The organism is Agrobacterium pusense (genome assembly GCF_900102105.1).
In the GTDB taxonomy this organism is placed as follows: domain Bacteria; phylum Pseudomonadota; class Alphaproteobacteria; order Rhizobiales; family Rhizobiaceae; genus Agrobacterium; species Agrobacterium pusense.
Genome location: NZ_FNBB01000010.1, coordinates 133,299 through 158,939, shown reverse-complemented (window position 1 = coordinate 158,939; position 25,641 = coordinate 133,299). Strand labels below are relative to the sequence as shown.

Below are 25,641 nucleotides of genomic sequence, written 5' to 3'. Positions count from 1 at the left end.
GTATGGATATTGAAAGCAATTCCAAGGAAAGCGAAAAGATGGTGGCGGAAATCAGCCCGCTCCTGAAATTCGTGCTTGAGCTTGGCCCGCTCGTTGTCTTCTTTTTCGCCAATTCCCGCGGCGAATGGCTTGCCACCACTTTTCCGGTTCTGACAGAGTTCGGTGGCCCGATCTTCATCGCCACCGGCCTGTTCATGATCGCGACGGCGATTGCGCTCTCCGTTTCCTGGGTGCTGACGCGCAAGCTGCCGATCATGCCGCTGATTTCAGGCATCGTGGTCTTCGTGTTCGGCGCTCTGACGTTGTGGTTGCAGAACGACACTTTCATCAAGATGAAGCCGACCATCGTCAACACGCTGTTCGGCGTTATTCTGCTGGGCGGCCTGTTCTTCGGGCAGTCGCTGCTCGGTTACGTCTTCAATTCCGCCTTCAAGCTTACGGATGAGGGCTGGCGCAAGCTGACGCTGCGCTGGGGCATCTTTTTCCTCTTTCTGGCGGTGCTGAACGAGGTTGTCTGGCGCATGTTCTCCACAGACACCTGGGTGGCCTTCAAGGTCTGGGGCACCATGCCGATCACCATCATCTTCACCATGGCGCAGATGCCGCTTGTGATGCGCCATTCTGTCGAGCCGCTTGGCAAGGACGAAAAATGACAGTTGCGGAGATGCCGGCTTCCCGTTCGCGTTCGCTTAAATGGTTCGGCGTGGCCGCCGGGCTGCTTCTCCTGCAGATCATCATTCTCTACGCCATGGGCCGCATTCCGATTTGTGAATGCGGTTATGTGAAGCTGTTCGAGCCTGGCGTGAATACACCGGGCAACTCCCAGCACATCGCTGACTGGTACACCCCGTCACATATCATCCACGGCTTCCTGTTCTACTGGTTTGCGTGGCTGCTGTTCCGCAACAAGCCGCTTTCCATGCGGCTTTCCCTTGCGGTGCTGGTAGAGGCCGCGTGGGAAATTCTTGAAAACTCGCCCATCATCATCGATCGCTACCGAACCGCGACGATGGCGCTGGGGTACACGGGCGACAGTATCCTGAACTCGGCGATGGACACGGTTTTCATGGCGTTGGGTTTCTTCTTCGCCGGCCGTGCGCCGGTGTGGCTAACCGTGGTGGCCGCCATCTTCTTCGAGATATTCACCGGCTGGCTGATCCGCGACAACCTGACGCTCAACGTCGTCATGCTTGTCTGGCCTGTTGAAGCCATAAAGGAATGGCAGAACGCGCTCCCGCAAATGTGAACGGTGTTCGCCGACATTGCAGTCCGAACGGCCCTGGAATCGCGCGATATATGCAGGCTTTCTTAAGGGCATTGCGGTAACATCCGGGTTCAAAGGCTCGTCTCTCCCTCCGGCAGAACCCATTGCAAGACAATTTCGCCTATCTTCTTCCCTTTATCATGCTGACATTCGGCGTGGTGTTTCTGTTCCTGCAGAGGACCGGGCAGGCTTCCGCCCGCTACTGGGGTATCGGATATCTTTCGGCGGCCTTTGCTTTTGCAACACCGCTGGTGCTTGGCGGGCTGCCTTTTGAAGTTCAGGCGATCCTTTCGAATCTGTTGTTCTTTTCCGCCTTCTTCCTCTATGGCCACGCGTTGCTCACCCATTTCGGGCGGCCGCTCTATACCAAGGCGCGGCTGTCGATCGTCGTGGTTGCGGTGTTGCTGGTCTCTTTCCATGTTTTCATCACCCCCGATCTGAAACGCGAACTCGTCATCGGCGATCTCGTTTGCGCCCTTTTGCTCGCGATCCCGGTCTGGCTCGTGCGAAAGCGCCCGGCTGCGCTTGCCGACAGGCTGATGGTGGGAATTGCCTGTCTCGTGGTGGTGGAGACGCTGGTGCGCATCGGCTTGCTGCTGGTGATGACGCCGGGAGGCTCGATGATCGAGCTCAGCGAGTTCTTCGAGTCGGATTATGCTTTCTACATGCAGCTTGCTGCGAGTATTTTTGGCTTCCTGCTCGCGCTTTCGGTGCTCGCGAGCCAGATTTCCGTCACCGTGGACCGGCATCAGCACGCGGCGGAGCATGACCCCCTGACGGACGTGCTGAACCGCCGTGGCTTCGACCGGCGTGTGCCCGACTTTCGCAATGATACGCCTGATGGCGCGGTGATTGCCTGCGACATAGACCATTTCAAGCGTATCAATGATGTCTACGGCCATGCGGCGGGAGATATCGTCCTCATCGGCCTTTCCGATCTTCTCACAAAAAATGCACCCGAGGATGCGCTGGTAGCGCGTTTCGGCGGCGAGGAATTCGTGGTGTTCCTGCCCGGTCAGACGGCTGCTGCGGCCAGCCAGCTTGCCAATGGCATGCGGACAGGCCTGTCGTCACTGGATTGGCGCAACCGGGGTGTGACCAGTCAGATCACGGCGAGCTTCGGTGTTTCGGCGGTCGCGAGGGGCGATCATTCCATTCACGACGCCATCAAGCGTGCTGATGACAGTCTTTATGCCGCAAAACGCGGCGGTCGCGATCAGGTGGTGCTGGAAGGCATGCGTCTGCCGGCGGAAGGCCCGCCTCTGAGGGTCGTTAACAAGGCGTGATGCCTTACGAGCGGTTATTTCCCGGCTGCGGCCGCAATGGCCGGTCGCAGGTCGCGCTCGACGCTGCGGGCATCGAAGGGGCCGACCTTTTTGTAAAGGATCGTGCCGTCCGCGCCGACCAGGTAACTTTCGGGAATGCCATACACACCCCAGTCAATCGCCGCCTTGCCGCTGGGATCGATACCTATGGCAGCAAAGGGGTTGCCGAGCTCGCCGAGGAAGCGCAGGGCATTGTCCGGCTTGTCCTTGTAATTGATGCCGACGACAGTGATGCGGTCGTCTTTCGCCAGTTCCTGCAACAGCGGATGTTCCTGCCGGCAGGGAATGCACCAGGAAGCGAAGACATTGACCAGCGTCAGCTTGCCCTTGATGGCGGCATCCGTCAGTGCCGGCAGGTTCGAACCTTCCAGCGGCGGCAGCGACAGGGTCGGCGCCCTGGTGCCGATCAGCGCTGACGGTATGGCGCTGACATCCAGTCCGTTGACATCCTGATCATATAGCATCTTGCCGGCAACGAGGGCAAAGCCGCCGAACAGCAGCAAGGGAAGAAGCGCCAGCGCGTAACGTGCGCGGCCAGACGACCTGGATTTTGATGTGTCATTCTGGTTAGTCTGCGTCATTTGCCGTCACCAGCGGAACCGGCTCTTGCCCTGCGGCGCACGCCGGATGCTTCGAGTTCCTTCAGTTCCCGCTTGCGTGCCTGGCCGTCAACGACGACCCAGGCGATGAGACAGAGAACGACAAGGCCGGTCGCCGCATAGGACATGCCGATATAAAAGGCGTGTGTCATCCCTCAACCCTCCCGGTTCGCCATGCGAGCGGCAAGCCGGCGTTGCGCGGCCACGCGGCGGCGCCAGATTTCATTGCGCATGGCGGCGATATGCAGGGTGAAGAACAGCAACGTGAAACCGATCGCCATGGTCAGAAGCGGCCAGAGAAACTCCGCGTCGATGGCGGAGCCGCCCATCCGGATGACGCTTGCCGGCTGGTGCAACGTATTCCACCACTCGACCGAAAACTTGATGATCGGAATATTCACGAACCCGACGAGGATCAGCACCGCGCTGACGCGGGCGGCTCTGGATGGATCGTCCATGGCGCGGTTGAGTGCGATGAGCCCGAGATACATCAGGAAAAGCACGAAAACGGAGGTCAACCGCGCATCCCACACCCACCAGGTTCCCCACATGGGTTTGCCCCAGAGCGAACCGGTGATAAGTGCGATGAGCGTGAAGGCTGCACCGATGGGGGCTGCGGCCTTATGGCTGACATCGGCTAGCGGATGGCGCCAGACGAGGGTGCCGATAGCGGATATTGCCATGACCGAATAACACATCATGGCCAGCCAGGCGGACGGAACGTGCACATACATGATGCGCACCGTGTAACCCTGCTGGTAATCTCCTTCCGAGGTGAAGGACATGTAGAGGCCGGCCGCCAGCACCAGCGCGGTCAAACCGGCGAGCCATGGCAGGATGCGTGCCGCCAGCGCCAGAAACCGCGTGGGATTGGCGAGATCGCTGAACTTGGTGATGGAGAAAGTCTGCTCGTTCATGCCGTTTGTGTAACCCGAGAATGGCCGCCCCGCAATTGATCCCTGTCAACAGGGTATCGTGCGTTGCGGTTTCCTCAATCCATAACATTGCGCAGTGCCAAAGCGGCGAAGAAAGGGCCGGTCACGGCTGAAAATAACGTGATCGCGCAGAGAATGAGAAAGGGTGGCAGGAAAGGCGCCGGGTCCTGCACTGCCGCGTAGGAAGCGCTGACACCGAAGATCAGCACCGGAATGGCGAGCGGCAGGACGAGGATGGAGACCAGAAGGCCGCCGCGTGGCAGGGCAACGGCAACCGCCGCCCCTACCGCGCCGATGAAGGTGATGGCGGGAGAGCCGACGAGAAGGGTGAGCATCACCGCGCCGATTGCCACCTCGTCCATGTTCATGAACAGGCCGAGAAGGGGCGATGCCAGCACCAGGGGCAGGCCCGTTGATACCCAGTGCGCCAGGCATTTGACGAAGACGGTCAGCACCAGCGGCGTTTCCTGCATCAGGATGAGATCGAGGGAGCCGTCGTCGCGTTCGGCCTGGAACAACCGGTCGAGGCCGAGAAGGGCGGACAGAAGTGCGCCGATCCAGACAATGGCCGGGCCGATACGAGCAAGCAGGTTGAGATCGGGTCCAACGCCGAAAGGGATGACGGCAACCACTGTCATGAAGAACAGGACGCCGATCAGCGCGCCGCCGCCGGCGCGGATGGAGAGCTTGAGATCGCGGAGGAAGAGAGCGGTCATTGGGGCGACCTCGGTGGGTGTAGTTTACCCCCCTCTGTCCTGCCGGACATCTCCACCTCAAGGGGGGAGATCGACTCGCGGTTAGGTCTCGTCCAACTCAATGCTCGAGAATCGAGTGGCTGTAGCCCCTCTTGCCGATCTCCCCCCTTGAGGGGGAGATGCCCGGCAGGGCAGAGGGGGGTAAGCCGCGTGCACATCGCCATCACGCCCAAGCCTCCACGCCCGCGAACCCGGTCATTTGTAACTCCTGCGCCTTCTCCAGCCCCAAAGGCTGATGGGTTGCCGCCAGCACGATCCCGCCTTTTGCAAGATGACCTTTCACAAGGTCGGTAAACATGTCGTCTGCCGCCCTGTCGAGCGCCGCAGTCGGTTCATCGAGAATCCATACCGGCCGCCATGCGACAAGGAGCTTTGCCATCGCGAAGCGGCGCTGTTGACCGGCGGACAGGTAACCGAAAGGCAGGTGGGTAATGCCGGCAAGGCCGACACTCTCGGCCGCTTCGTCAATCGCTACGCCCGCCGCGCCATGAAAGTCTCCAAGGAAATCCTTCCAGAAGCGCAGGTTCTCGGAAACTGTCAGTTCCGTCTTCATCGCATTGCGATGGCCGAGATAATGGCACGCTTCCGAAGGGCGCATCTCGGCTTCTATTCCTTCGCCGGCTATCTTCACTTGCCCCCGCTCGGGTCGCAACAGACCGGCCACCGTGCGCAGCAGCGTCGATTTTCCCGAGCCGTTACGCCCGGTCAGCACCAGCGCCTCACCGTCGCTTAACTTGAAGGAAATGTTCATGAATATGAAATCTTCGCCGCGTCGCACGCCAAGATTTTCCGCCGTCAGATGCATGCTGCGGTTCCGATTAAAATTTGCCGTTCGATCATAAAAAAATCGATTAGCGTCGTGGAATGGTCTGGCACGTTTGTCTGAAATTATCTATATGGGTGTCAACACGCCAGCGGCCGGCGTGAACATCATCTTGCGCCGGACTTGACGATTGCGAGGAGCAATTTTCACGTGCGGACAGCGGAAATGGTCGTACCCGCATCCTGATGTGCATGAGTGCATAGGTGTCCGCACGAACGTGTTGGCTATCAGTGTAAGCGGGGTTTTTATCCATGCCCAAATCACTCGACAGTTTCAAATGTCGTTCCGTTCTTACCGTCGATGGTAAGGACTATGTCTATTTCAGCCTGCCCAAGGCTGAAGCCAATGGCCTGAAGGGCGTTTCCAAGCTGCCCTATTCCATGAAGGTCCTGCTCGAAAACCTCCTGCGTTTCGAGGACGGCCAGTCCGTTACCAAGGAACACATTCTGGCGGTTTCCGAATGGCTCAACAACAAGGGCCTCACCGAAAACGAAATCGCCTACCGCCCCGCCCGCGTTCTCATGCAGGACTTTACCGGCGTTCCTGCCGTGGTCGATCTTGCTGCGATGCGTGATGGTATCAAAGCGCTGGGTGGCGATCCCGAAAAGATCAATCCGCTGGTTCCTGTCGATCTCGTCATCGACCACTCCGTTATCGTTGACGAATTCGGTACGCCGAACGCTTTTGCCCGCAACGTCGAACTTGAATATGAGCGCAATGGCGAGCGTTACCGCTTCCTCAAGTGGGGCCAGCAGGCATTCAAGAACTTCCGCGTTGTTCCCCCCGGCACGGGTATCTGTCACCAGGTCAACCTGGAATATCTCGGCCAGACCGTCTGGACCAAGGAAGAGGACGGCGAGACCATCGCTTATCCGGATACCTGCGTCGGCACGGATAGCCACACGACCATGATCAACGGCCTCGGCGTTCTCGGCTGGGGCGTCGGCGGTATCGAGGCTGAAGCGGCCATGCTTGGCCAGCCGGTTTCCATGCTTCTGCCTGAGGTCATCGGCTTCAAGCTGACTGGCAAGGTGAAGGAGGGCGTCACCGCGACTGACCTCGTTCTGACCGTCGTGCAGATGCTGCGCAAGAAGGGCGTCGTTTCCAAGTTCGTCGAATTCTTCGGCCCCGGCCTTGATTCAATGTCTTTGGCCGACCGGGCGACCATCGGCAATATGGGCCCGGAATATGGCGCGACCTGCGGCTTCTTCCCGGTTGACAGCGAAACCATCAATTATCTGACGATGTCCGGCCGTGCAAAGGATCGTATTGCCCTCGTGGAAGCCTACTCCAAGGCCCAGGACATGTGGCGCACCGGCGACGGTTCCGATCTTGTCTTTACCGACACGCTCGAACTCGACCTCGGCGACGTCGTACCGTCCATGGCCGGCCCGAAGCGTCCGGAAGGCCGCCTGCCGCTCGAAACCATCGCGCCCAATTTCGCGACTGCTCTCGAAAACGACTACAAGAAGCCCGGCCAGCTTTCGAGCCGCTACGCGGTTGAAGGCGAGGACTTCGATCTTGGTCACGGCGATGTGGCAATTGCCGCCATCACCTCCTGCACCAACACGTCCAACCCCTCCGTCCTCATCGCTGCCGGCCTTCTCGCCCGTAACGCTGTCGCCAAGGGGCTGACCTCCAAGCCATGGGTGAAGACGTCGCTTGCACCTGGATCACAGGTGGTTGCCGAATATCTCGACAAGTCGGGCCTTCAAAAGGATCTCGATGCGATCGGTTTCAACCTCGTTGGCTTCGGCTGCACGACCTGCATCGGCAACTCCGGCCCGCTGCCGGCGCCGATCTCCAAGACGATCAACGACAAGGGCCTGATTGCCGCCGGCGTTCTCTCCGGTAACCGCAACTTCGAAGGCCGTATCTCGCCTGACGTGCAGGCGAACTATCTGGCCTCTCCGCCCCTCGTCGTCGCTTACGCTCTTGCCGGTACGGTCCAGAAGGACCTGACCAAGGAGCCGATCGGCAATGATAAGGACGGCAACCCGGTCTATCTCAAGGATATCTGGCCGACCTCGAAGGAAATTCAGGAGTTCATCCTGAAATACGTCACGCGCGAGCTTTACGAGACGAAGTACGCCGACGTCTTCAAGGGTGATGCCAACTGGCAGGCCGTTCAGGTGCCGCCGGGTCAGACCTATGCCTGGGACGACAACTCGACCTATGTCCAGAACCCACCCTACTTCGTGGGCATGGGCAAGACGGGCTCGGGTCTCAAGAACATCAAGGGCGCGCGCGTTCTCGGTCTCTTCGGCGACAAGATCACCACCGACCATATTTCTCCGGCCGGTTCGATCAAGGCGGCATCGCCTGCCGGTGCTTATCTCACCGAGCATGGTGTCGGCGTTGCCGACTTCAACCAGTACGGCACACGTCGTGGCAACCACGAAGTGATGATGCGCGGCACCTTCGCCAACATCCGCATCCGCAACCACATGCTCGGCCCGAACGGCAAGGAAGGTGGCTACACCATTCACTATCCGTCCAGGGAAGAGATGTCGATCTATGACGCGGCCATGAAGTACAAGGCTGAGGGCGTTCCGCTCGTCATCTTTGCAGGTGTCGAATATGGCAACGGCTCATCCCGTGACTGGGCGGCCAAGGGTACCAACCTGCTCGGCGTCAAGGCGGTTATCGCGCAGTCCTTTGAGCGTATTCACCGTTCGAACCTGGTCGGCATGGGCGTCGTCCCCTTCGTCTTTGAAGAGGGAACGTCCTGGGCGAGCCTCGACCTCAAAGGCGATGAAATCGTTGAGATCGACGGTCTCGAAGGCGAGATCAAGCCGCGTGAAAAGAAGATCGCCAAGATCACTTACAGCGACGGCACGGTGAAGGAAGTTCCGCTTCTTTGCCGTATCGATACGCTTGATGAAGTGATCTACATGAACAATGGCGGTATTCTGCAGACCGTTCTGCGCGATCTGGCTGCGTAAAGCTTCGACAATCGAAGGCGCCGGGAGGAATCCCGGCGTCTTTCCGTTTCAAGTCGCTTGTTTTGTGATTGTCGCTCACCCCTTCGTGACTTTCTATTGAAGGGCGTTAGACGTTATTTTCCGGTTTGCATCCCGGCGGGATTGATCGCATCAATTCGTCTGGATCTCTTCCGGACAAAGGTTTTTGTAATGCCGCTGAAATTCCCCCTGTCGATATGTCTTCTCGGCACGTTGCTCGTCACCTCCGCGCAGGCGCAGGAGGCGGTGAAGGGCGTCGTCGAATTGTTCACATCGCAGGGATGTGCATCCTGCCCCCCGGCGGATGAGGCCCTGCGCAAGATGATCCAGAAGGGCGACGTCGTCGGTCTCTCCTACCATGTCGATTATTGGAACTATCTCGGCTGGACGGATTCGCTCGCATCCAAGGAAAATACCGAACGGCAATACGGTTACATGCGTGCACTCGGCCGCAACGGGGTCTACACGCCGCAGGCCATTCTGAACGGCCGTGACCACGTCAAGGGAGCGGATGTGCGCGGGATTTATGACAGGCTCGACTCGTTCAAGCATGAGGGCAAGGGATTGAACGTGCCCGTCTCGTCAAAATTTGCGGGTGATGAGGTGGAGATCGATATCGGTGCCGGCAGCGGCAAGGCCGATGTCGTCGTCGCATATTTTACCCGGGAGCAGACCGTGGATGTGCAGAAGGGTGAAAATCAGGGGAAAAAAATGTCCTACTGGCACAGCGTTTATGACGTGCAGACGGTCGGCATGTGGGACGGTTCGCCGATGACGGTAAAGCTGCCGGCGAGCGTGGTGGCCAAGGTAAAAAAGGGCGGCTGCGCCGTGCTGTTGCAGACGGCGAATGCAAGCGGTGATCCCGCGGCAATTGTCGGCGCAAGTATTTTATTGGGGAACGAAACGCCATAATCGCCGATCTGGCGATTGAAGATCCGGTCCGGGCACTGGGGGCTGGGGGTAAAGGGTCAATGCACCGGACCGGGTCATCTTGGTGCCTAGGCATCAATTGACAATGCGACTATTCCACCCAATTCAGGCCATGGTTTGACCGAAATACGGCAGGCGCCCGTAAAATGGGTGCCTAAATGGTTACCGTTCTACCCTGCTCTTGCGCGGGACGGTTTGTCGGTGATGTTGGGGCAGATGCTCGTTGTCGCATTGTTTTTCTGCCTGCTGAGCTTTCTAAGCCGAGAAACCCCATCTGGTTCCTGTGAGCGCCGTAAGTCGACAACACTTGCAATTTCGAGCCGCCAAGCTCACATTGATCTGATGATTTGGGTGGAATCGGAGGTACTGGATGACCGATCAACCGGATGTGCAGCAGGCTCAAACCGCTTCACGCGACAGCTCCACCGTTATCGATCTCCGTGAATACAAGAAGAACAAGGATCCATTGCCGGTGACCTTTCACCGCCGCGAGCTGGATGCGATTTTGCGCATTTATGGCCGCATGGTGGGAGAAGGGGAGTGGCGGGATTACGCCATCGATCATCTGAAGGAAAAAGCGGTGTTTTCCGTCTTTAAACGGTCGGGAGAAATGCCGCTCTACAGGATCGAAAAGAACCCTAGGCTGGCGGCGAAGCAGGGAGCTTACAGCGTCGTGAATGTGGATGGCCGCATTCTGAAGCGCGGCCACGAGCTGCCGCAAGTCCTCAAGGTTTTCGACAAGGTTTTGAAACTTATCGAATGAGCTCCAGTAACGTCAGTCTCCTGCCTTAACGGACGATCAGGCGCATTGGGCGAAATGAGGTAATAAAAAAGGCGACCCTGAGGTCGCCTTTCTTTTTTCCGTAGGACCCAATCCCTTAGTCGTCGCGGTTCCCGAGGAACTGCAGGAGGAAGGTGAAGAGGTTGATGAAGTCGAGATAGAGCGTCAGCGCACCCATGATGGCCTTGCGGCCAGCGACGGCAACATCGTCAGCATCGAAATACATTTCCTTGATCTTCTGGGTGTCGTAGGCGGTCAGGCCTGCGAAGATCAGCACGCCAATCGCGGAAATCGCGAACTGCAGCGCGGAGGATGCAAGGAAGATGTTGACGATCGAAGCGATGATCAGACCGAACAGGCCCATGATCAAGAACGAACCCATGCCAGACAGGTCTTTCTTGGTCGTGTAACCGTAAAGCGAGAGCGCACCGAACGAGGCCGCGGTCACGAAGAAGGTCTGCACGATACTCTGGCCGGTATAGACCAGGAAGATCGAGGAGAGCGAAACACCCATCAGCGCGGCGTAAACCCAGAAGGTCGTCTGCGCAGCGGAAACGCTCATGTTCTGGATGCGGAAGCTAAGGAAGAAGACCAGTGCCAGCGGAGCGAGCATCACGACCCAACGAAGCGGCGACGCGAAAAGCAGCTGCTGGACAGCCGGATTGGAAGCGGCGAGCGTATAAGTGCCGAACGCGGCAACGCCGGTGATGACCAGAGCCAGCGCCATAAGGTTGTAAACCTTGAGCATATAGGCGCGAAGACCTTCGTCGATCAGCGCACCAGACTGTGCACGCGTCTGCGCCATGCGGTTCTGGTAGTTATTAAAGTCAGCCATTGTTTCCTCTTTTGAGCTCCGTAATTGCTACGGTGTCGGGATACCTCCCGGGCGCCGCTGCGGAGCTTCAGCAAGCCTGCTCAAGAATATGATGGCAGAACGTGTTCGATACAAGGCCTTTTCCCGCCGAAAAGACACCGTATGCGCGAAAAGCGCTCACGTTTTGGCGATCATTACAAAGAATTAATCGTTAAAGTTAAGCGGCGCACAACCGATGATCATTCACCAGCCTGTCTGAGAACGGGCGCTGCCTTCTGCCCGAGAATCCGCCAGGTGCCGATGAGGCCGATGCCCACAGTCATCACAAGGGCGACGACGAGGGTTCCGATTGCCACATCCGGCAGGAAGCTGGAGGGTAGCTTCATGATGCGGGCGATCACGAACCATGCGGAGACACCGCCGGCGAAAAGCGCGAAGACGGCGGTGGCGAGACCGAGGATCATGTATTCATAGGAGAAGGCGCGTATGAGCAGGCTTCGCGTGCCGCCCAGCGTTTTCAGGATGACGGCGTCATGCGTACGGGCGCGATTGCCGGCCGCAAGCGCGCCGGCGAGAACCAGGACGGACGCAATGAGCGCAACGGCTGCGGCGGCGCGGATCGCGGTCGCGAGCTGGCCGACAAGCCGGTTGACGACGTCGAGCGCATCCTTCACGCGGACGCTGGTGATCGTGGGATAAGTATTGGTGACGGCGCGCAATATGCGGCCTTCGTCGGCCGCAGTTGCGGAAGGATCGGCAAGTGTTGCCAGCCAGGCATGGGGCGCGCCGCGGAAAGTATTGGGCGAAAACACCATGACGAAGTTGATCGACAGGGATTCCCATTCGACATTGCGCAGATTGGCGATCTTCGCCGTAATGCTGCGGCCAAGCACGTTGACGGTAACGCTGTCACCGATCTTCAGGCCCAGATCACCCGCCTCTTTCGCTGCGAAGGAGACCAGTGGTTCGCCGCTATAATCCGGTGCCCACCAGGCGCCGTCCGTCAGCTTGGCATTTTCAGGAATGTTTTCGGAATAGGTGATGCCGCGGTCACCACGCAGCACCCATCGCCCGGACGAGGGTACGTCCATTTTCGTCACGTCTTCTCCGTTGAGAGCGAGGATGCGGCCGCGCAGCATGGGCACTTCCGTCAGGGTGCCATGCGGCGCTTCCTGTTTGAGAAGATCGCGGAAGCCTTGCACTTCGCTGCCCTGAATATCGACGAAAAAGAAATTCGGCGCTTTCTCCGGCAGGCTGTCCGTTAGTTCGCGGCGCAGGTTGCCGTCGATCAGCGTCAGCGTCACGAGGAGGGTCAGGCCGAGGCCGAGAGAAAGAACCACCGAGGGGGTGAGTGCGCCCGGTCGGTGAATATTGCCGATCGCCAGTCTCAGCGCAGCCGAATGAACGCGCGGACTGCGCTTGGCGATGGCCTTTACGCCGGAGGCGACCAGCCGCAGCACTACGAAGGCAAAGGCAATGGCCGCGAGGAAGACCGAGGCTATGAAACGGTCTTCCGCCGAGAAGACAGCAAGGGCCGCAAGCGCCGACAGAAGCACACCGGTCGCGGTCAGATAAGGCCAGGACGGCAAGCTTCCCTCCTCGAAACCCTGTTCGCGGAAGAGCGCCGTAGCCGGCACCTCGCGTGCCTGACCGAGTGGTACGATGGCGAAGGCGAGCGTCGTCAGGAGGCCAAACAGGGCGGCGAGACCGAGCGCGCCGGGATAGAAGGCAAGTTCTTCCGGCACTGGCAGCACGCCCTCCAGAAACCGCATGGCGATGAGTGGCGCAACGGCACCGACCACAAGCCCGATGACAATGCCGACGGCCGCAATGAAGGCGATCTGGAAGAGATAGGTCATGGTGACCACGGAGGCCGGCGCACCCAGGCATTTCAGCGAGGCGATGGTGGTGCGCTTGGAATCCAGAAATGCGCGAACGGCATTGGCGACGCCGACACCGCCGACGATCAGGGCAGTGAGGCCAACCAGCGTCAGAAACTGCGAGAACCGGTTGACGTTTTCGGTGAGCGACGGGGCAGCCCGGTCGCTGGTGCGGATCGACCAGCCGGCATCGGGAAACGCCTTGTTGGCTGCATCGGTCATTGCCGCCCGTGCCGCAGGATCGTTCAGCTTGATCTTGTAGGCGTGTTCGACGAGACTGCCCGTCTGAACGAGACCAGAGGCGAAAAGGGCGTCGCGGCTGACCATCAGTCGAGGAGCAAAACCGAAACCATCAGATAGGGCATCCGGCTCATCGATCACGGTGCCGTTCAGTTTCAACGTCACATTACCGAGCAGAATCTCATCGCCGACCTTGATTCCGAGCCGTTCCAGCAGAAGCGGCGCGGCAATCGCGCCATAGGTGTCGCCATTTCCGGCCAGAAGCTCGCTCAGCGACCGGTTCGGCTCGGCCACGAACGTTCCATAGAGCGGGTAGGAGCCGTCAATGGCCTTTACTTCCGTCAGGGTCTGTTCTGAGCCATTGGCGAGGCGCGCCATGGAGCGTAGACCGGTGGAAACCGCGACGGTGCCGAGACTATCGAGGTAAGCGCGCTCTTCTGTCGTCACTTCCCTGTTGCGCAGCTCAAAACGCACATCGCCTGCCAGTATGGACTGCCCCTCCGTGGCGATGGCGCTGGTGACCGCGCGCGAGACGGAATTGACGGCGGCGATGGCGCCGGTTCCAAGCGCGATGCAGGCGAGGAAGATGTAAAAGCCCCGCAGGCCGCCGCGAATTTCGCGCCGCGCGAGCCTTGCTGCGTTTCTGACATTTGCAAAAGACGGAAGAAAGATTCCGGTCATGCGGATACCGCCCGAGCCATCTGTGAGCGGGCGCTGTCGCCCTCGATTTCGCCGGAGCGAACCTTGATCTGCCGTGAGCATCGGGCCGCCAGCGAGGGATCATGGGTAACGAGGATCATCGTCATGCCGCGCTCGGCCTGTTTGGCAAACAGAAGATCGGCGATCTGTTTGCCCGTGTCGGTATCGAGGTTGCCGGTCGGTTCATCGGCTATCAATACGGCTGGCGACGGGGCGAGTGCGCGGGCGATGGCCACACGCTGCTGCTCGCCGCCGGAGAGCTGGCCGGGATAATGATTGAGGCGCTCGCCGAGACCGACAGCGACCAGTTCACGCTCGGCGATTTCGAACGGGTTCGGAACGTTTGCCAATTCCAGCGGCACTGCGACATTTTCCAGTGCGGTCATGTTGGCGATGAGGTGGAAGGACTGAAAAACGATGCCAATGTTGCGGCCGCGGAAATCCGCGAGCGCGTCCTCACCGAGCTCGTGCAGCGGCGTATCCGCAATGATGATTTCGCCGCTGTCGAGCCTCTCGAGCCCGGCAAGCACCATCAGAAGTGTCGACTTTCCCGATCCGGAGGGGCCCACGATGCCAACCGCCTCGCTCTCTCTGATTGAGAGATCGATGTTCTTGAGAACGTGGACGGAGGCAGCGGCATTGCCGAGCGTGAGGTCGGCTTTCTTCAGCTCTATGATGCTTTTCGTCACAATTCTCGTTCCTATATAGGGTGATGAAAACGGTCTGGCGGTAGATGCGGTCAGTATTTCAGGCAATGGGAACCAAGTTAGGAAAGCCGTGATGAGATTTAAAGCTGCCCTGTTTCACTTCATCGTCATTTTCGCCACCGCCCTTTCCGCCACTGCTGGCTTCGCCCAAGAGCGGACATTGCAGCTGGTTGGCCTCGGCGACAGCCTGATGGCCGGTTATCAGCTTCCCCCGACTGACAGCTATACTGCACAGCTTGAAGCTGCATTAAAGGCCAGGGGGATCAATGTCGCCATCGCCAACGCAGGTGTGTCCGGTGACACTTCCTCAGGCGGTCTGGCGCGGGCGGAATGGTCTGTTCCCGATGGCACTGACGGCGTCATTCTGGAACTGGGCGCCAACGACGCCCTGCGGGGAATTCCGCCGGAACAGACCGAAAAGAACCTCGACACCGTCATTTCCGGTTTTCAGAAGCGCAACATAGCCGTGTTGCTGGTCGGTATTATGGCGCCGCCAAATATGGGCGATGATTATGCAAAGCGCTTCAATCCGATATTCCCGAAGCTTGCGGAAAAATACAACCTGCCGCTTTATCCCTTCTTTCTGGATGGCGTGGTGACGGATGATGCGCTGAAGCTGGACGACAAGATGCACCCCAATACCAAGGGGGTGGCAGTGATGGTCGAAAAATCTTTGCCGGCTGTTGAAAGCTTCATCAAGACAATCGGTGCGCAAAAAAAATAAGCACTTGCGCCCGTCTGCATTGCGTGATTCGCTATGCTTGTTCTGCCAAGAGATTCGGGGAGCTCGCCATGCCGAGACTGTTTACCGCCCTCGAAATTCCGCGCAATGCGGCGATGAGCCTCTCATTGTTGCGCGGTGGTCTGCCGGGAGCCCGGTGGATCGATGTGGAGAATTATCACATAACCCTGCGTTTTATCGGTGACATCGACGGTCGTACCGCCGATGAGGTCGTTGACAGGCTGGACCGGATAGACCGGCCGGAATTCCAGCTCAACCTCACCGGAATGGGCTCCTTCGGCTCGAAGAAGCCGCATTCCATCTGGGCTGGCGTTTCTCCCTCGCCCGAAATGCATGCGCTGCAGGCGGAAATCGAGAGAATCTGCCAAAGGATCGGTCTCCCGCCCGATCCGCGCAAGTTCATGCCCCACGTCACGCTGGCGCGGTTGCGCTCCTCCCGCGTGGACGATGTGGTGCAGTATCTTTCCGGACGCGGCAACTTCCGCACCTCACCCTTTACAGTCGGGCGCTTTGTGCTGATGTCGTCGAAGGAATCGGTGGGTGGCGGGCCCTATATTGTCGAAGAGGTGTTTCCGCTTCACGAGGCGCGGTCCAGCTCGATCTTTTCGAGCAGCGATCTGCATCCCGCTAAAAGCATGTTGTAAACTGTGAGGAATCCGTCCTCGGCCCCGTAATAGGGATCGGGGACGTTCTCGCGACGCCCGGCGGCATATTCCATGAAAAGATGGATTTTGTGGCGATGCCTTTCGGAGCTCAATCGCAGCAGGTTCGCCAGATTGTTTTCGTCCATGGCGAATACCAGATCGAAGGTCTCGAAATCCGCCGCAGTGACCTGTCTCGCCCGTTGAAGTGAAATATCGATACCGTGCCGGCGCGCCATGGCGACGGATCGCGGATCGGGCGCGTCACCCCTGTGCCATCCGCCGGTGCCGGCGGAATCGACGGTAAGCTGATGAAGCGCTGCGCTGTCGGCAAGGTTCCTCAAAATCCCTTCGGCCAACGGTGAGCGGCAGATATTGCCCATGCAGACGAAGAGAATAGCTGTATGTTTCATGGAATATGCGTCGATCCGGTCGTTGAAGAGTTAATGGATTTTAAAGCGGAGGCAAATTCATGAAATATCCCAGACTCGAGCCCGATGCCATCCGGCAGGCCCTGCAGAAACTGGAGGGTTGGTCCCTGCGCGAAGACGGGGCGGCGATCGTCCGTTCCTTCAAGTTTTCCAGCTTTGCGGAAGCCTTCGGTTTCATGGCTGAATCCGCACTCGTCGCAGAGCGGCTCAATCATCATCCCGAATGGTCCAACGTCTATTCGCGGGTCAAGGTATGCCTCACGACCCATGATTCGCAGGGTGTGACGGAGCGCGATTTTCTTCTTGCCGAGGCAATGCAGAAGGCCGCTGCCGGCCGAGGTAATTGAACGCTCCACCTTAAATCCCATATAATAACCGTGACCGGAGGACCGTCGATCATGGATGATGTGAAAATCGGTGAAATTCTTCTGCCGGGTGAAACCGACAGGCAGCGTGAGCGCGAAGAGGTTGTTCGGACCAGGTTCTGGCCGAAGCTGAAACGTGTCATGTCGAAAGTGCCGTTTGCCCGCGATGCGGCCGCGGCCTATTACTGCGCGATCGATCGCGACACGCCGCTGCGCGCCAAGGGTATCATCCTCGCTGCGCTGGCTTATTTCATCATGCCTTTCGATGCCGTGCCGGACATGCTGGCCGTCGTCGGTTTTACTGATGACATAGCCGTCATTACCGCAGCGCTCGCGATGATCCGCGCCAATATCAAGATGGAACATTACGACGCGGCGGACGCCATGTTGAAGCGGCAGCAGGAAGCCGGGTAACGCCTCTGTGATCTGCCCGTTCGGGCGCGCCCGACGGGCGACAAATTCTTGCCTGAATTTATGTGTCATACACACGGAGGAAGGGTGTCGCACGCCCTTCTCCTCAGGGCGTCGGGAGTCGCCAATCTGTAACACTGCAAGACGTTTCCGGCATTTTATGCGTGTTGTTGACGGTTTGGTAACCGCTTCCCGACCACAATGAGAAAAGACGATCCGCACCTGAACGTGGCCGATCCAGACTCTGGGCTCGCCGATGCTTCGGGCCAATGGAAGACAATAACCCGGCAGGAAATTCTATGTTTGTAAGAAGTGTAGCAACCGCAGCGGCCATTTTGCTGACCAGCGTCGGCGTAGCATCTGCACAGTCGCCCACGCGCATCCAGCAGTTCAATGCTTGGGGTGCCTATTCGTACAAATCGGGCAACAGCACCGTCTGCTACGTTCTTTCCATTCCCACCGCCAAGGAACCGGCGAGCGTCGACCACGGCGATATATTCTTCATCGTCTCCCAGCGCCCGGGCCAGAACATCTCCTACGAGCCGCAGGCCATGGTAGGTTATCCGCTGAAGCAGGGTTCGAAGGTCAATGTGACGATCGACAACAAGAATTTCGTCATGTTCACGAAGGACAAGGCCGCCTGGGTTGAAAACGCTGCGGAAGAACCGGCTCTCGTGGCTGCCATGAAGGGCGGCAAGTCCATGACCGTCAAGGCTGTTTCCGGCCGTGGCACCGCGACCTCCTATTCCTATTCGCTGTCGGGTATTTCGGCTGCTCTCAAGCAGATTGAGAGTTGCAAGTAACGCTGACCCTTCATCGCGTTTGACAATGGCCGGTCCTCGACCGGCCATTTGCGTTTTTGCGAGTTTGATGCTAAAGGCGCGGCAATATTGACAGGCGGATGCGCGAAAAGTGCTCCGCCTTTGATTTTCTCGACATGCAGACGATTTTCCGCCTTCCCGACAGGCCGGTCGTGCGACGCATGGAACGATGGGATAACGTGATGTCCGTAATGCAAGCTCCTGCCGGTCTGGCAGTCAAAACCCCGCTGATCGCCAATAGCGATCTCATGTCCGGCAAGCCGTCACTGATCGGCATGACCCGTGAGGAGATGGGTGAGGCGCTCGCGGAAATCGGTGTGCCGCAAAAGCAGGTGAAGATGCGCGTCAGCCAGTTGTGGAACTGGCTTTATGTGCGCGGCGTCTCCGATTTCGACAATATGACCAATGTCGCCAAGGAGCTTCGCGAGAAGCTGAAGGCGGCCTTCACCATCGCCCGACCTGAAATCGTCGAGGAGCAGATTTCCAATGACGGCACCCGCAAATGGCTGATGCGTTTTCCGCCGCGGGGCGCTGGTCGTCCCGTCGAGATCGAAACGGTTTATATTCCGGAAGAAGGGCGCGGCACGCTGTGCATTTCGAGCCAGGTGGGCTGTTCGCTGACCTGTTCTTTCTGTCACACCGGCACGCAGCGTCTGGTGCGCAACCTGACGGCCGAGGAAATCCTCTCGCAGCTGTTGCTGGCGCGTGATCGGCTCGGTGATTTTCCCGATGGTTCGACGCCGGTTGGCGCTTATGTGCCGAGCGAAGGCCGCAAGGTTTCCAACATCGTGATGATGGGCATGGGCGAGCCGCTCTACAATTTCGAGCATGTAAAGACCGCGCTTCTGATCGCCACCGATGGCGATGGCCTGTCGCTTTCCAAGCGCCGCGTCACACTCTCCACCTCGGGTGTGGTGCCGGAAATCTTCCGCACCGGCGATGAGATCGGCGTCATGCTGGCGATTTCGCTGCATGCGGTGCGTGATGAGTTGCGCGACATGCTGGTGCCCATCAACAAGAAATATCCGTTGAAGGAACTGATCGAAGCCTGCCGCAGATATCCGGGCCTCTCCAACGCCCGGCGCATCACCTTCGAATATGTGATGCTCAAGGACGTCAATGACAGCCTGGAAGACGCCAAGATGCTGGTGCAGCTTCTGAAGGGGGTTCCAGCCAAGATCAACCTCATTCCGTTCAACCCGTGGCCGGGCACGAATTACCAGTGCTCGGACTGGGCGCAGATCGAGAAGTTCGCCGATTTCATCAATCAGGCAGGTTATGCCTCGCCGATCCGCACGCCGCGCGGCCGCGATATCCTAGCGGCCTGTGGCCAGCTGAAGTCGGAATCCGAGCGCATGCGCAAGACCGAAAGGCTGGCTTTCGAGGCGATGATGATCGCCAACCATGGCGCAGACGACTGAATAAGCCGGTTTTGCCTCATAAAGCTGGGTTTCCGGCGGTTCTCCGATTGATTTCGGCCTGTCTTGTTCCTAAGAAGACGAAAACAGGGAACCAACAGGAGGATATCCATGCGCGCATTCATTCTGGCTCTCGCCGCTGCGAGCGCCATCGTTCTGCCGGCGAAGGCTGAAACCGTCACCGTTGCCGTGACCGCCATCGTCGAACATCCGGCACTCGATGCCGCCCGCGATGGCGTGAAGGCTGCCCTTGCCGAAGCGGGCTACAAGGAAGGTGAGAACCTCAAGTTCCTTTACGAATCCGCGCAGGGCAATCCCGGCACCGCAGCACAGATCGCGCGCCAGTTCGTTGGCGAGGCACCTGCTGTCATCGTGCCGATTTCCACGCCGTCCGCCCAGGCCGTCGTTGCCGCCACGCGCGACATTCCGGTTGTCTTCACGGCGGTTTCCGATCCGGTCGGCGCACAGCTCGTCAAGGATATGCAGAAGCCGGGCCGTAACGTCACCGGCCTTTCCGACATGTTGCCGGTCGGCGAACATCTGGCGCTCATCAAGGAAATCTCGCCGAACGCCAAGTCCATCGGCTTCATCTACAATTCGGCCGAGGCAAACTCCGTTTCGACACTCGCCCTCTTGAAGACCGAGGCCGAGAAGGCGGGTCTCAAGGTCGTTGAATCTGTCGCCACCAAGTCGGCTGAGGTGCAGGGTGCGACCCGTGCGCTGGTCGGCAAGGCCGACGTGATCTACGTTCCGACTGACAACACCATCGTTTCGGCTTTCGAGGCTGCTGCCGGTGTTGCGTCTGAAGCCAAGATCCCGCTTTATGCCGCCGATACGGATTCCGTTGCTCGCGGTGCGGTTGCTGCCCTCGGCTTCAACTATTTCGACGTTGGCAAGCAGACCGGTGCCGTCGTTGTCCGCATCCTCAAGGGTGAAAAGCCGGGCGATATTCCGGCAACCGTTGCTGTTGGCACCGATCTCGTGATCAACAAGAAGGCCGCTGAAAAAGCAGGCGTCACCTTCCCCGAAAGCGTTACGAAGCGCGCTACCAAGGTCATCGACTGAACCGAAACCTGACTGAATAACGGGCGGCGGCAAACTCGCCGCCCGTTTTACGTGGCACGAGACGGTGCCCGTATCCGCCCGATGGCGGCAATAACAAGGACGTTACCGTGAGCCAAATCGCCTTCTGGGGTGCCGTGGAGCTGGGACTGGTCTTCGCTTTCGTGGCGATCGGCGTTTACCTCGCTTTCCGGGTGCTTGATTTTCCTGACCTGACCGTGGACGGTTCGTTTCCGCTTGGCGCTGCCGTGGCAGCCGTGCTGATCATCGCCGGTCTGAATGCCTGGGTCGCGACGGCGATTGCGATGGTGGCCGGTGCGGCTGCCGGCATCGTGACCGCCACACTCAATGTGCGTTTCAAGATTCTGAACCTGCTTGCCTCGATCCTGACGATGATCGCACTGTTTTCGGTCAACCTGCGCGTGATGGGAAAGCCGAATGTCGCGCTGCTCAATCAGGACACGATGATATCGCCGTTTTACGGCCTCGGCCTTTCTGAATATCTGGTGCGGCCGCTCTTCGTCGGCGCTTTGGTGCTGATTGCGGTCATTCTCGTCTGGCGTTTCCTTGAAAGCGATGCGGGTCTTGCCATGCGCGCGACGGGTGCCAATGCCCGGATGGCGCGGGCGCAGGGCGTGAAGACCGGTAGCCAGATCTATCTTGGCATGGCGCTTTCAAATGCGCTTGTGGCTCTTGGTGGTGCGCTGTTTGCCCAGACCAATGGTTTTGCGGATGTGACTTCCGGTGTCGGCACCATTGTTGTCGGGCTTGCGGCCGTCATCATCGGTGAAACCCTGTTTGGCGCGCGCGGCATCCTGATCGCGCTGATCGGCTGTGTCTTCGGCTCCATCGCCTATCGTCTCGCCATCCAGCTTGCTCTGTCGAGTGATGTGTTGGGTCTCAAGGCGTCCGATCTCAATTTTGTAACGGCGGTACTGGTGGCCATCGCATTGATCCTGCCCCGACTGCGCCGCGGGGGAGCAACATCGTGATTTCGCTTTCCGACATCCAGGTCGTCTTCGGGCGCGGCACGCCGCTGCAGAAGCAGGCGCTATCCAAGATAGACCTCACCATTGAGGATGGCTCCTTCGTCACGGTCATCGGTTCCAATGGTGCGGGCAAATCCACACTTCTCGGTGTTCTGGCCGGCGATGTGCTGCCCACGGCAGGCAGGGTGATGATCGGTGGCGCCGATGTTACCCGCAAGCCGACCGCCAGCCGGGCGGGGCGGGTGGCACGCGTGTTTCAGGACCCGCTGGCGGGCAGCTGCGGCGCGCTTACCATCGAGGAAAACCTCGCGCTGGCGGCATCACGTGGTGAACGTCGCGGTCTTTTGCCTGCGCTCGGACGTGGCCGGCGGGATTTTTTCAAGGAGCGTATTGCTTCGCTCAATCTCGGTCTGGAAAATCGTCTGAAGGACCGCATGGACCTTCTGTCGGGTGGCCAGAGGCAGGCGGTCTCTCTCGTCATGGCGACACTGTCAGGCTCGGACGTGCTTCTATTGGACGAACATACGGCAGCGCTCGATCCCGGCATGGCGGAATTCGTGATGGAATTGACGCGCAAGGTGGTATCGGAGCGCAAGCTGACGACGCTGATGGTCACCCATTCCATGCGTCAGGCGCTGGACTATGGCACGCGCACGATCATGCTGCATGCCGGTGAGATCGTGCTCGACGTTTCCGGCGACAGCCGCAAGGATCTTGAGGTGGAGGATCTGATCGACATGTTCCGCAAGATACGCGGCCAGAAGCTCGATGACGATGAGTTGCTGATTGGTTGATTCTAAAAAAGGCGCCGTAAGGCGCCTTTTGTTTGCCGTCAGCGGGCCTGCGTGAAGAAAATCTTCACGGCGAAAAGCGAAAAGACGCCGGCGATCGTATAATCCAGTCCGCGCAGAATTTTCCGGTTGCGTTGCAGCCAGGCGGAGAGAACATCTGCGGCGATCACGATGCCGATGCCGATCGGCAGTGCGACGATGATTGACCAGATGCCGAGGAAAATCAGCTTGCCGGTCACATGCGGATCGGATGCGCTGACGAATTGCGGCAGGAAGGTCATGAAGAAGATGATGATCTTCGGGTTCAGCAGGTTGACCCAGATGCCGTTCAGCAGGGCGGATTTGAGGGAGGCCTGCGCTTTTTCGCCGGTGCCTTTGACCATCACGAAATCCGAGCCCTTGCGGATCGCCTGAATGGCGAGCCAGACAAGATAAGCGGCTCCGCCGGTCTTCAGGATCATGAAAGCCGTCGGCGAGGCCACGATGAGGGCGGCGACACCGAAGGCGACCAGCATCGTGTGCACGGTGATGCCGATATTGGTTCCTACCAGGGTCATGAAGCCCGCCGCCCGGCCTTCGCGCAGGGAGCGGCTGATCCAGAGCGTCATGTCCGGACCCGGTGTTACCGCCAGGAGAAGGATGGCGATGGTGAAGGCGATCAGTGTTGGCAGGCTTGGAACGAAATCCATCGCGGTACCCGTGAAGCTGGAGAGGGCCGTTGTTTAACGTGGATTGCGGATTTCTGCCAATGTTTTTGAGTGACGGCCGTAGCGCAGTGGTGGATTAAGCAGGGCGGGGCACCGCAATTTTCAGATCGCGGCGGCCCCTAGGCGTCAGTTCTTGAGGAAGCTGGTGAAGGCGGCGGAATATTCCGTGTGCCAGCGCGAGAGCGGCGGGCGGTTCTGGACGATATCATAGGCCGCCCAGAGAATGCGTTTCTCGTCCGTCGGGCGGTCAACCTCGCCATCCGGGCAGAGAATGTAGAAATCGCCCCGGCCGATGCTTTCGAGCATGAACTCGATGGTCTGTTCGCCGGTCCAGGCGCCTTCCGGTTTTTCCGTTCTGCCGTGGGCTGTAAGGCCTGTGAAGACGAAGCCGGGGATGAGGAGATGGGCGGAAACTCTACCATTTGGAACATTGCGCAACTCGTGTTGAAGCGCTTCCGTGAAGGTTTTGACGCCCGATTTCGAGACATTGTAGGCGGGATCGCCGGGAGGCGTGGTGATGCCCTGTTTCGAGCCGGTGTTGATGATGAGTGCCGGCTCACCATGCGCGATCATGCCCTGACCGAAGACACGGCTGCCATTCACAACGCCCATCAGATTGACGCTGATAATCTTTTCCCAGTTGGCCTGGGGACCGAAAATGGCGCTGCCTGGCTGGATGCCGGCATTGTTCATGAGGACGTGAACGCGCCCGAAACGCTGAATTACGGCGCGTTCCAACGCCTCCAGCTCATCGAGTTTCGAGACGTCGGTCGGGATCGCAACGATTTGCGCCTCGCCGTCCCGGGCAAGTGCCAGAACGTCCGCATGCGCGGCGGCAAGTTTCTCGCCATCGAGATCGGCGAGCACGACACTCATGCCGAAACCGGCGAATTTGCGGGCGGCGGCGAGTCCGATGCCAGAGGCCGCACCTGTTATGACGGCGACATTATCTTCCTTGAATGCGGGGTGGATGGTCGTCATAGGTTTCTCCTTCGCGTCGTTTCTGCTGTTTCCAGCGGTTTGCAACGTTGCCTGAACCTGAGTGGCTTCATTCACGGTTTTCAAGTTGATCGCGCCGCTTCATCATAAAGCGCGAATTTTCTAAATGCATGTGACACCGGCTTCGTTCCCCTCGGTGTAGCTGTCGTCACGTGCGTCACGCGTGTCCATCAATTGTTTTGTCGCTTATCTCACGGAAAAGCGCTTCACACATTTCGGGTTGCACTGTAAAAGTGCCGAAATCCCAAGGAAATGGCGGTGTCCCGATGCCGTCATCATGCAGATGGACATCACTATGGCACTCCCGAAAGACGTTAAGAAAGTCGTTCTCGCCTATTCCGGCGGCCTCGACACCTCGATCATTCTGAAATGGCTTCAGACGGAACTCGGCGCTGAGGTCGTTACCTTCACCGCCGATCTCGGCCAGGGCGAAGAGCTTGAGCCGGCACGCAAGAAGGCCGAGATGCTGGGCATCAAGGAAATTTTCATCGAGGACGTCCGTGAAGAGTTCGTGCGCGATTTCGTGTTTCCGATGTTCCGCGCCAACGCCGTCTACGAAGGCGTCTATCTGCTCGGCACCTCCATTGCCCGGCCGCTGATTTCCAAGCACCTGATCGAAATCGCCAGGAAGACCGGCGCCGACGCCATCGCCCATGGTGCGACCGGCAAAGGCAACGACCAGGTCCGTTTCGAGCTTTCGGCCTATGCACTGAACCCTGACATCAAGATCATCGCCCCGTGGCGCGACTGGACGTTCAAGAGCCGTACCGACCTCCTGAACTTTGCCGAACAGCACCAGATTCCGGTTGCCAAGGACAAGAAGGGCGAAGCGCCGTTCTCCGTGGACGCCAACCTGCTGCACTCCTCTTCCGAGGGCAAGGTTCTGGAAGACCCGGCGGTGGAAGCTCCTGAATATGTGCATATGCGCACGATCTCCCCGGAAGCCGCTCCCGACAAGGCAACCGTCATCAAGGTTGGTTTCCGAAAGGGTGATGCCTGCTCGATCAATGGTGTCGAGATGTCGCCTGCGACGCTTCTTGCCACGCTCAACAATTATGGCCGTGAAAACGGCATCGGACGTCTCGATCTGGTCGAGAATCGCTTCGTCGGCATGAAGTCGCGCGGCGTTTACGAAACGCCCGGCGGTACCATCCTTCTTGCCGCGCATCGCGCCATCGAGTCCATCACGCTCGACCGGGGTGCTGCGCATCTGAAGGACGAGCTGATGCCGCGCTACGCCGAGTTGATCTATTACGGCTTCTGGTTCTCGCCGGAGCGCGAAATGCTGCAGGCCCTGATCGACAAGAGCCAGGAGCATGTGGAAGGCGAAGTGACGCTGAAGCTCTATAAGGGCAACGTCATGGTAACCGGCCGCGAGAGTGCCAAGTCGCTCTACTCCGACGCGCTGGTGACCTTTGAGGACGACCACGGCGCTTATGACCAGAAGGATGCGGCAGGCTTCATCAAGCTCAATGCGCTGCGTCTTCGCACGTTGGCAAAGCGCAATCTCAGCAAGTAATTCTGTTCTTGAAAAAATAACGAAACCCGC

27 protein-coding genes are annotated in these 25,641 nt (G+C 58.8%); 16 read left to right on the top strand and 11 right to left on the bottom strand.

The annotated features are described in order from the left end of the window. The first annotated feature begins 2 nt into the window (after nt 1-2). The 3 genes from BLU28_RS20360 (at nt 3) to BLU28_RS20350 (ending at nt 2,550) form a co-directional block, all read left to right on the top strand. On the top strand, nt 3-653 hold the full coding sequence (locus BLU28_RS20360; protein WP_004443928.1) for a septation protein A: 651 nt from the start codon (nt 3-5) through the stop codon (nt 651-653). Further along, a complete protein-coding gene (locus tag BLU28_RS20355; RefSeq protein ID WP_035207953.1) occupies nt 650-1,246 on the top strand; it encodes a DUF2585 domain-containing protein in 597 nt (198 codons plus the stop codon). Before BLU28_RS20360 ends, BLU28_RS20355 begins: the two co-directional genes overlap by 4 nt. A gap of 122 nt (nt 1,247-1,368) precedes the next feature. Then, a complete protein-coding gene (locus tag BLU28_RS20350; RefSeq protein ID WP_034500065.1) occupies nt 1,369-2,550 on the top strand; it encodes a GGDEF domain-containing protein in 1,182 nt (393 codons plus the stop codon). A 14-nt stretch (nt 2,551-2,564) separates the two neighbouring features. Here the strand turns inward: BLU28_RS20350 and BLU28_RS20345 are convergent, their stop codons facing one another. The 5 genes from BLU28_RS20345 to ccmA all read right to left on the bottom strand — a co-directional run bounded on the left by BLU28_RS20345 (nt 2,565) and on the right by ccmA (nt 5,683). After that, nucleotides 2,565-3,170 (bottom strand): DsbE family thiol:disulfide interchange protein, encoded by a 606-nt coding sequence (locus BLU28_RS20345; RefSeq protein WP_022556965.1) that lies wholly within the window; start codon nt 3,168-3,170, stop codon nt 2,565-2,567. Beyond that, on the bottom strand, nt 3,167-3,340 hold the full coding sequence (gene ccmD / locus BLU28_RS20340; protein ID WP_004443917.1) for a heme exporter protein CcmD: 174 nt from the start codon (nt 3,338-3,340) through the stop codon (nt 3,167-3,169). The genes BLU28_RS20345 and ccmD overlap by 4 nt, the downstream gene beginning before the upstream one ends. 3 nt (nt 3,341-3,343) lie before the next feature. After that, nucleotides 3,344-4,105, bottom strand: a complete 762-nt coding sequence (locus BLU28_RS20335; RefSeq protein ID WP_006698262.1) for a heme ABC transporter permease — start codon at nt 4,103-4,105, stop codon at nt 3,344-3,346. Between the two features lie 74 nt (nt 4,106-4,179). Further along, complete coding sequence (ccmB, locus tag BLU28_RS20330) at nt 4,180-4,839, bottom strand: heme exporter protein CcmB (RefSeq protein ID WP_004443913.1); 660 nt, start codon at nt 4,837-4,839, stop codon at nt 4,180-4,182. Nucleotides 4,840-5,041: 202 nt separating this feature from the next. Continuing rightward, nucleotides 5,042-5,683: a heme ABC exporter ATP-binding protein CcmA gene (ccmA, locus tag BLU28_RS20320; protein ID WP_006698261.1), complete on the bottom strand. Its 642-nt coding sequence runs from the start codon at nt 5,681-5,683 to the stop codon at nt 5,042-5,044. Between the two features lie 269 nt (nt 5,684-5,952). Here ccmA and acnA point away from each other — a divergent pair, with 269 nt between their 5' ends. The 3 genes from acnA to BLU28_RS20305 all read left to right on the top strand — a co-directional run bounded on the left by acnA (nt 5,953) and on the right by BLU28_RS20305 (nt 10,357). Then, the gene (acnA, locus tag BLU28_RS20315) at nt 5,953-8,646 is read left to right on the top strand and encodes an aconitate hydratase AcnA (protein WP_077986996.1); all 2,694 of its coding nucleotides are present in this window, start codon (nt 5,953-5,955) and stop codon (nt 8,644-8,646) included. A gap of 189 nt (nt 8,647-8,835) precedes the next feature. Next, nucleotides 8,836-9,576, top strand: a complete 741-nt coding sequence (locus BLU28_RS20310; RefSeq protein WP_035207945.1) for a DUF1223 domain-containing protein — start codon at nt 8,836-8,838, stop codon at nt 9,574-9,576. Between the two features lie 388 nt (nt 9,577-9,964). Beyond that, nucleotides 9,965-10,357: a DUF2794 domain-containing protein gene (locus BLU28_RS20305; RefSeq protein WP_004443903.1), complete on the top strand. Its 393-nt coding sequence runs from the start codon at nt 9,965-9,967 to the stop codon at nt 10,355-10,357. A 115-nt stretch (nt 10,358-10,472) separates the two neighbouring features. Here the strand turns inward: BLU28_RS20305 and BLU28_RS20300 are convergent, their stop codons facing one another. From BLU28_RS20300 to BLU28_RS20290, 3 genes are all read right to left on the bottom strand, one after another. Then, the gene (locus BLU28_RS20300; RefSeq protein WP_006698258.1) at nt 10,473-11,210 is read right to left on the bottom strand and encodes a Bax inhibitor-1/YccA family protein; all 738 of its coding nucleotides are present in this window, start codon (nt 11,208-11,210) and stop codon (nt 10,473-10,475) included. A gap of 218 nt (nt 11,211-11,428) precedes the next feature. Then, entirely contained in the window at nt 11,429-13,990 is a 2,562-nt protein-coding gene (locus BLU28_RS20295; RefSeq protein ID WP_077986997.1) for an ABC transporter permease, read from the bottom strand. Next, nucleotides 13,987-14,697 carry an ABC transporter ATP-binding protein gene (locus BLU28_RS20290; protein ID WP_037090183.1) on the bottom strand — a complete coding sequence of 237 codons (711 nt, stop codon included), beginning with the start codon at nt 14,695-14,697 and terminating at the stop codon, nt 13,987-13,989. Before BLU28_RS20290 ends, BLU28_RS20295 begins: the two co-directional genes overlap by 4 nt. A gap of 91 nt (nt 14,698-14,788) precedes the next feature. On the opposite strand from BLU28_RS20290, the gene BLU28_RS20285 reads away from it, so the two are divergent. Together BLU28_RS20285 and thpR are read left to right on the top strand one after the other, a co-directional pair. Further along, nucleotides 14,789-15,439: an arylesterase gene (locus BLU28_RS20285; RefSeq protein WP_077986998.1), complete on the top strand. Its 651-nt coding sequence runs from the start codon at nt 14,789-14,791 to the stop codon at nt 15,437-15,439. Between the two features lie 68 nt (nt 15,440-15,507). Then, nucleotides 15,508-16,101, top strand: coding sequence for an RNA 2',3'-cyclic phosphodiesterase (gene thpR / locus BLU28_RS20280; RefSeq protein ID WP_004443895.1), 594 nt, complete (start codon nt 15,508-15,510; stop codon nt 16,099-16,101). On the opposite strand, the gene BLU28_RS20275 is transcribed toward thpR, so the two are convergent. Beyond that, nucleotides 16,035-16,511 carry a low molecular weight protein-tyrosine-phosphatase gene (locus tag BLU28_RS20275; protein WP_077986999.1) on the bottom strand — a complete coding sequence of 159 codons (477 nt, stop codon included), beginning with the start codon at nt 16,509-16,511 and terminating at the stop codon, nt 16,035-16,037. The two genes, thpR and BLU28_RS20275, sit on opposite strands and share 67 nt — an antisense overlap. A 59-nt stretch (nt 16,512-16,570) precedes the next feature. On the opposite strand from BLU28_RS20275, the gene BLU28_RS20270 reads away from it, so the two are divergent. The 7 genes from BLU28_RS20270 to BLU28_RS20240 all read left to right on the top strand — a co-directional run bounded on the left by BLU28_RS20270 (nt 16,571) and on the right by BLU28_RS20240 (nt 22,389). Beyond that, nucleotides 16,571-16,876: a 4a-hydroxytetrahydrobiopterin dehydratase gene (locus BLU28_RS20270; RefSeq protein ID WP_004443891.1), complete on the top strand. Its 306-nt coding sequence runs from the start codon at nt 16,571-16,573 to the stop codon at nt 16,874-16,876. Nucleotides 16,877-16,927: 51 nt separating this feature from the next. After that, nucleotides 16,928-17,308: a YkvA family protein gene (locus BLU28_RS20265; RefSeq protein ID WP_004443888.1), complete on the top strand. Its 381-nt coding sequence runs from the start codon at nt 16,928-16,930 to the stop codon at nt 17,306-17,308. A 296-nt stretch (nt 17,309-17,604) separates the two neighbouring features. Then, on the top strand, nt 17,605-18,108 hold the full coding sequence (locus BLU28_RS20260; RefSeq protein WP_003523183.1) for an invasion associated locus B family protein: 504 nt from the start codon (nt 17,605-17,607) through the stop codon (nt 18,106-18,108). A 266-nt stretch (nt 18,109-18,374) separates the two neighbouring features. Further along, a complete protein-coding gene (rlmN, locus tag BLU28_RS20255) occupies nt 18,375-19,547 on the top strand; it encodes a dual-specificity RNA methyltransferase RlmN (protein ID WP_077987047.1) in 1,173 nt (390 codons plus the stop codon). Between the two features lie 108 nt (nt 19,548-19,655). Next, the gene (locus BLU28_RS20250) at nt 19,656-20,609 is read left to right on the top strand and encodes an ABC transporter substrate-binding protein (RefSeq protein WP_004443882.1); all 954 of its coding nucleotides are present in this window, start codon (nt 19,656-19,658) and stop codon (nt 20,607-20,609) included. 107 nt (nt 20,610-20,716) lie between these two features. Continuing rightward, the gene (locus BLU28_RS20245; RefSeq protein WP_004443879.1) at nt 20,717-21,598 is read left to right on the top strand and encodes an ABC transporter permease; all 882 of its coding nucleotides are present in this window, start codon (nt 20,717-20,719) and stop codon (nt 21,596-21,598) included. Then, nucleotides 21,595-22,389, top strand: a complete 795-nt coding sequence (locus tag BLU28_RS20240; RefSeq protein ID WP_022556955.1) for an ABC transporter ATP-binding protein — start codon at nt 21,595-21,597, stop codon at nt 22,387-22,389. The genes BLU28_RS20245 and BLU28_RS20240 overlap by 4 nt, the downstream gene beginning before the upstream one ends. Before the next feature lie 38 nt (nt 22,390-22,427). Here BLU28_RS20240 and BLU28_RS20235 read toward each other — a convergent pair whose 3' ends face one another. Together BLU28_RS20235 and BLU28_RS20230 are read right to left on the bottom strand one after the other, a co-directional pair. Beyond that, nucleotides 22,428-23,075, bottom strand: a complete 648-nt coding sequence (locus tag BLU28_RS20235; RefSeq protein WP_004443874.1) for a LysE family translocator — start codon at nt 23,073-23,075, stop codon at nt 22,428-22,430. A 144-nt stretch (nt 23,076-23,219) separates the two neighbouring features. Continuing rightward, complete coding sequence (locus BLU28_RS20230) at nt 23,220-24,074, bottom strand: SDR family NAD(P)-dependent oxidoreductase (RefSeq protein ID WP_077987000.1); 855 nt, start codon at nt 24,072-24,074, stop codon at nt 23,220-23,222. A 313-nt stretch (nt 24,075-24,387) separates the two neighbouring features. On the opposite strand from BLU28_RS20230, the gene BLU28_RS20225 reads away from it, so the two are divergent. Next, nucleotides 24,388-25,611, top strand: coding sequence for an argininosuccinate synthase (locus tag BLU28_RS20225; RefSeq protein WP_004443869.1), 1,224 nt, complete (start codon nt 24,388-24,390; stop codon nt 25,609-25,611). Nucleotides 25,612-25,641: the final 30 nt, after the last annotated feature.

What these genes read in the sequence shown, in the direction of transcription:
- BLU28_RS20360 (WP_004443928.1), top strand. Translation starts at nt 3, where the DNA reads ATGGATATTGAAAGCAATTCCAAGGAAAGCGAAAAGATGGTGGCGGAA.
- BLU28_RS20235 (WP_004443874.1), bottom strand. Translation starts at nt 23,075, where the DNA reads ATGGATTTCGTTCCAAGCCTGCCAACACTGATCGCCTTCACCATCGCC.
- BLU28_RS20355 (WP_035207953.1), top strand. Translation starts at nt 650, where the DNA reads ATGACAGTTGCGGAGATGCCGGCTTCCCGTTCGCGTTCGCTTAAATGG.
- BLU28_RS20310 (WP_035207945.1), top strand. Translation starts at nt 8,836, where the DNA reads ATGCCGCTGAAATTCCCCCTGTCGATATGTCTTCTCGGCACGTTGCTC.
- ccmA (WP_006698261.1), bottom strand. Translation starts at nt 5,683, where the DNA reads ATGCATCTGACGGCGGAAAATCTTGGCGTGCGACGCGGCGAAGATTTC.
- BLU28_RS20300 (WP_006698258.1), bottom strand. Translation starts at nt 11,210, where the DNA reads ATGGCTGACTTTAATAACTACCAGAACCGCATGGCGCAGACGCGTGCA.
- BLU28_RS20345 (WP_022556965.1), bottom strand. Translation starts at nt 3,170, where the DNA reads ATGACGCAGACTAACCAGAATGACACATCAAAATCCAGGTCGTCTGGC.
- BLU28_RS20305 (WP_004443903.1), top strand. Translation starts at nt 9,965, where the DNA reads ATGACCGATCAACCGGATGTGCAGCAGGCTCAAACCGCTTCACGCGAC.
- BLU28_RS20335 (WP_006698262.1), bottom strand. Translation starts at nt 4,105, where the DNA reads ATGAACGAGCAGACTTTCTCCATCACCAAGTTCAGCGATCTCGCCAAT.
- acnA (WP_077986996.1), top strand. Translation starts at nt 5,953, where the DNA reads ATGCCCAAATCACTCGACAGTTTCAAATGTCGTTCCGTTCTTACCGTC.
- BLU28_RS20275 (WP_077986999.1), bottom strand. Translation starts at nt 16,511, where the DNA reads ATGAAACATACAGCTATTCTCTTCGTCTGCATGGGCAATATCTGCCGC.
- ccmB (WP_004443913.1), bottom strand. Translation starts at nt 4,839, where the DNA reads ATGACCGCTCTCTTCCTCCGCGATCTCAAGCTCTCCATCCGCGCCGGC.
- rlmN (WP_077987047.1), top strand. Translation starts at nt 18,375, where the DNA reads ATGTCCGGCAAGCCGTCACTGATCGGCATGACCCGTGAGGAGATGGGT.
- ccmD (WP_004443917.1), bottom strand. Translation starts at nt 3,340, where the DNA reads ATGACACACGCCTTTTATATCGGCATGTCCTATGCGGCGACCGGCCTT.
- BLU28_RS20250 (WP_004443882.1), top strand. Translation starts at nt 19,656, where the DNA reads ATGCGCGCATTCATTCTGGCTCTCGCCGCTGCGAGCGCCATCGTTCTG.
- BLU28_RS20230 (WP_077987000.1), bottom strand. Translation starts at nt 24,074, where the DNA reads ATGACGACCATCCACCCCGCATTCAAGGAAGATAATGTCGCCGTCATA.
- BLU28_RS20265 (WP_004443888.1), top strand. Translation starts at nt 16,928, where the DNA reads ATGGATGATGTGAAAATCGGTGAAATTCTTCTGCCGGGTGAAACCGAC.
- BLU28_RS20285 (WP_077986998.1), top strand. Translation starts at nt 14,789, where the DNA reads ATGAGATTTAAAGCTGCCCTGTTTCACTTCATCGTCATTTTCGCCACC.
- BLU28_RS20225 (WP_004443869.1), top strand. Translation starts at nt 24,388, where the DNA reads ATGGCACTCCCGAAAGACGTTAAGAAAGTCGTTCTCGCCTATTCCGGC.
- BLU28_RS20260 (WP_003523183.1), top strand. Translation starts at nt 17,605, where the DNA reads ATGTTTGTAAGAAGTGTAGCAACCGCAGCGGCCATTTTGCTGACCAGC.
- BLU28_RS20270 (WP_004443891.1), top strand. Translation starts at nt 16,571, where the DNA reads ATGAAATATCCCAGACTCGAGCCCGATGCCATCCGGCAGGCCCTGCAG.
- BLU28_RS20295 (WP_077986997.1), bottom strand. Translation starts at nt 13,990, where the DNA reads ATGACCGGAATCTTTCTTCCGTCTTTTGCAAATGTCAGAAACGCAGCA.
- thpR (WP_004443895.1), top strand. Translation starts at nt 15,508, where the DNA reads ATGCCGAGACTGTTTACCGCCCTCGAAATTCCGCGCAATGCGGCGATG.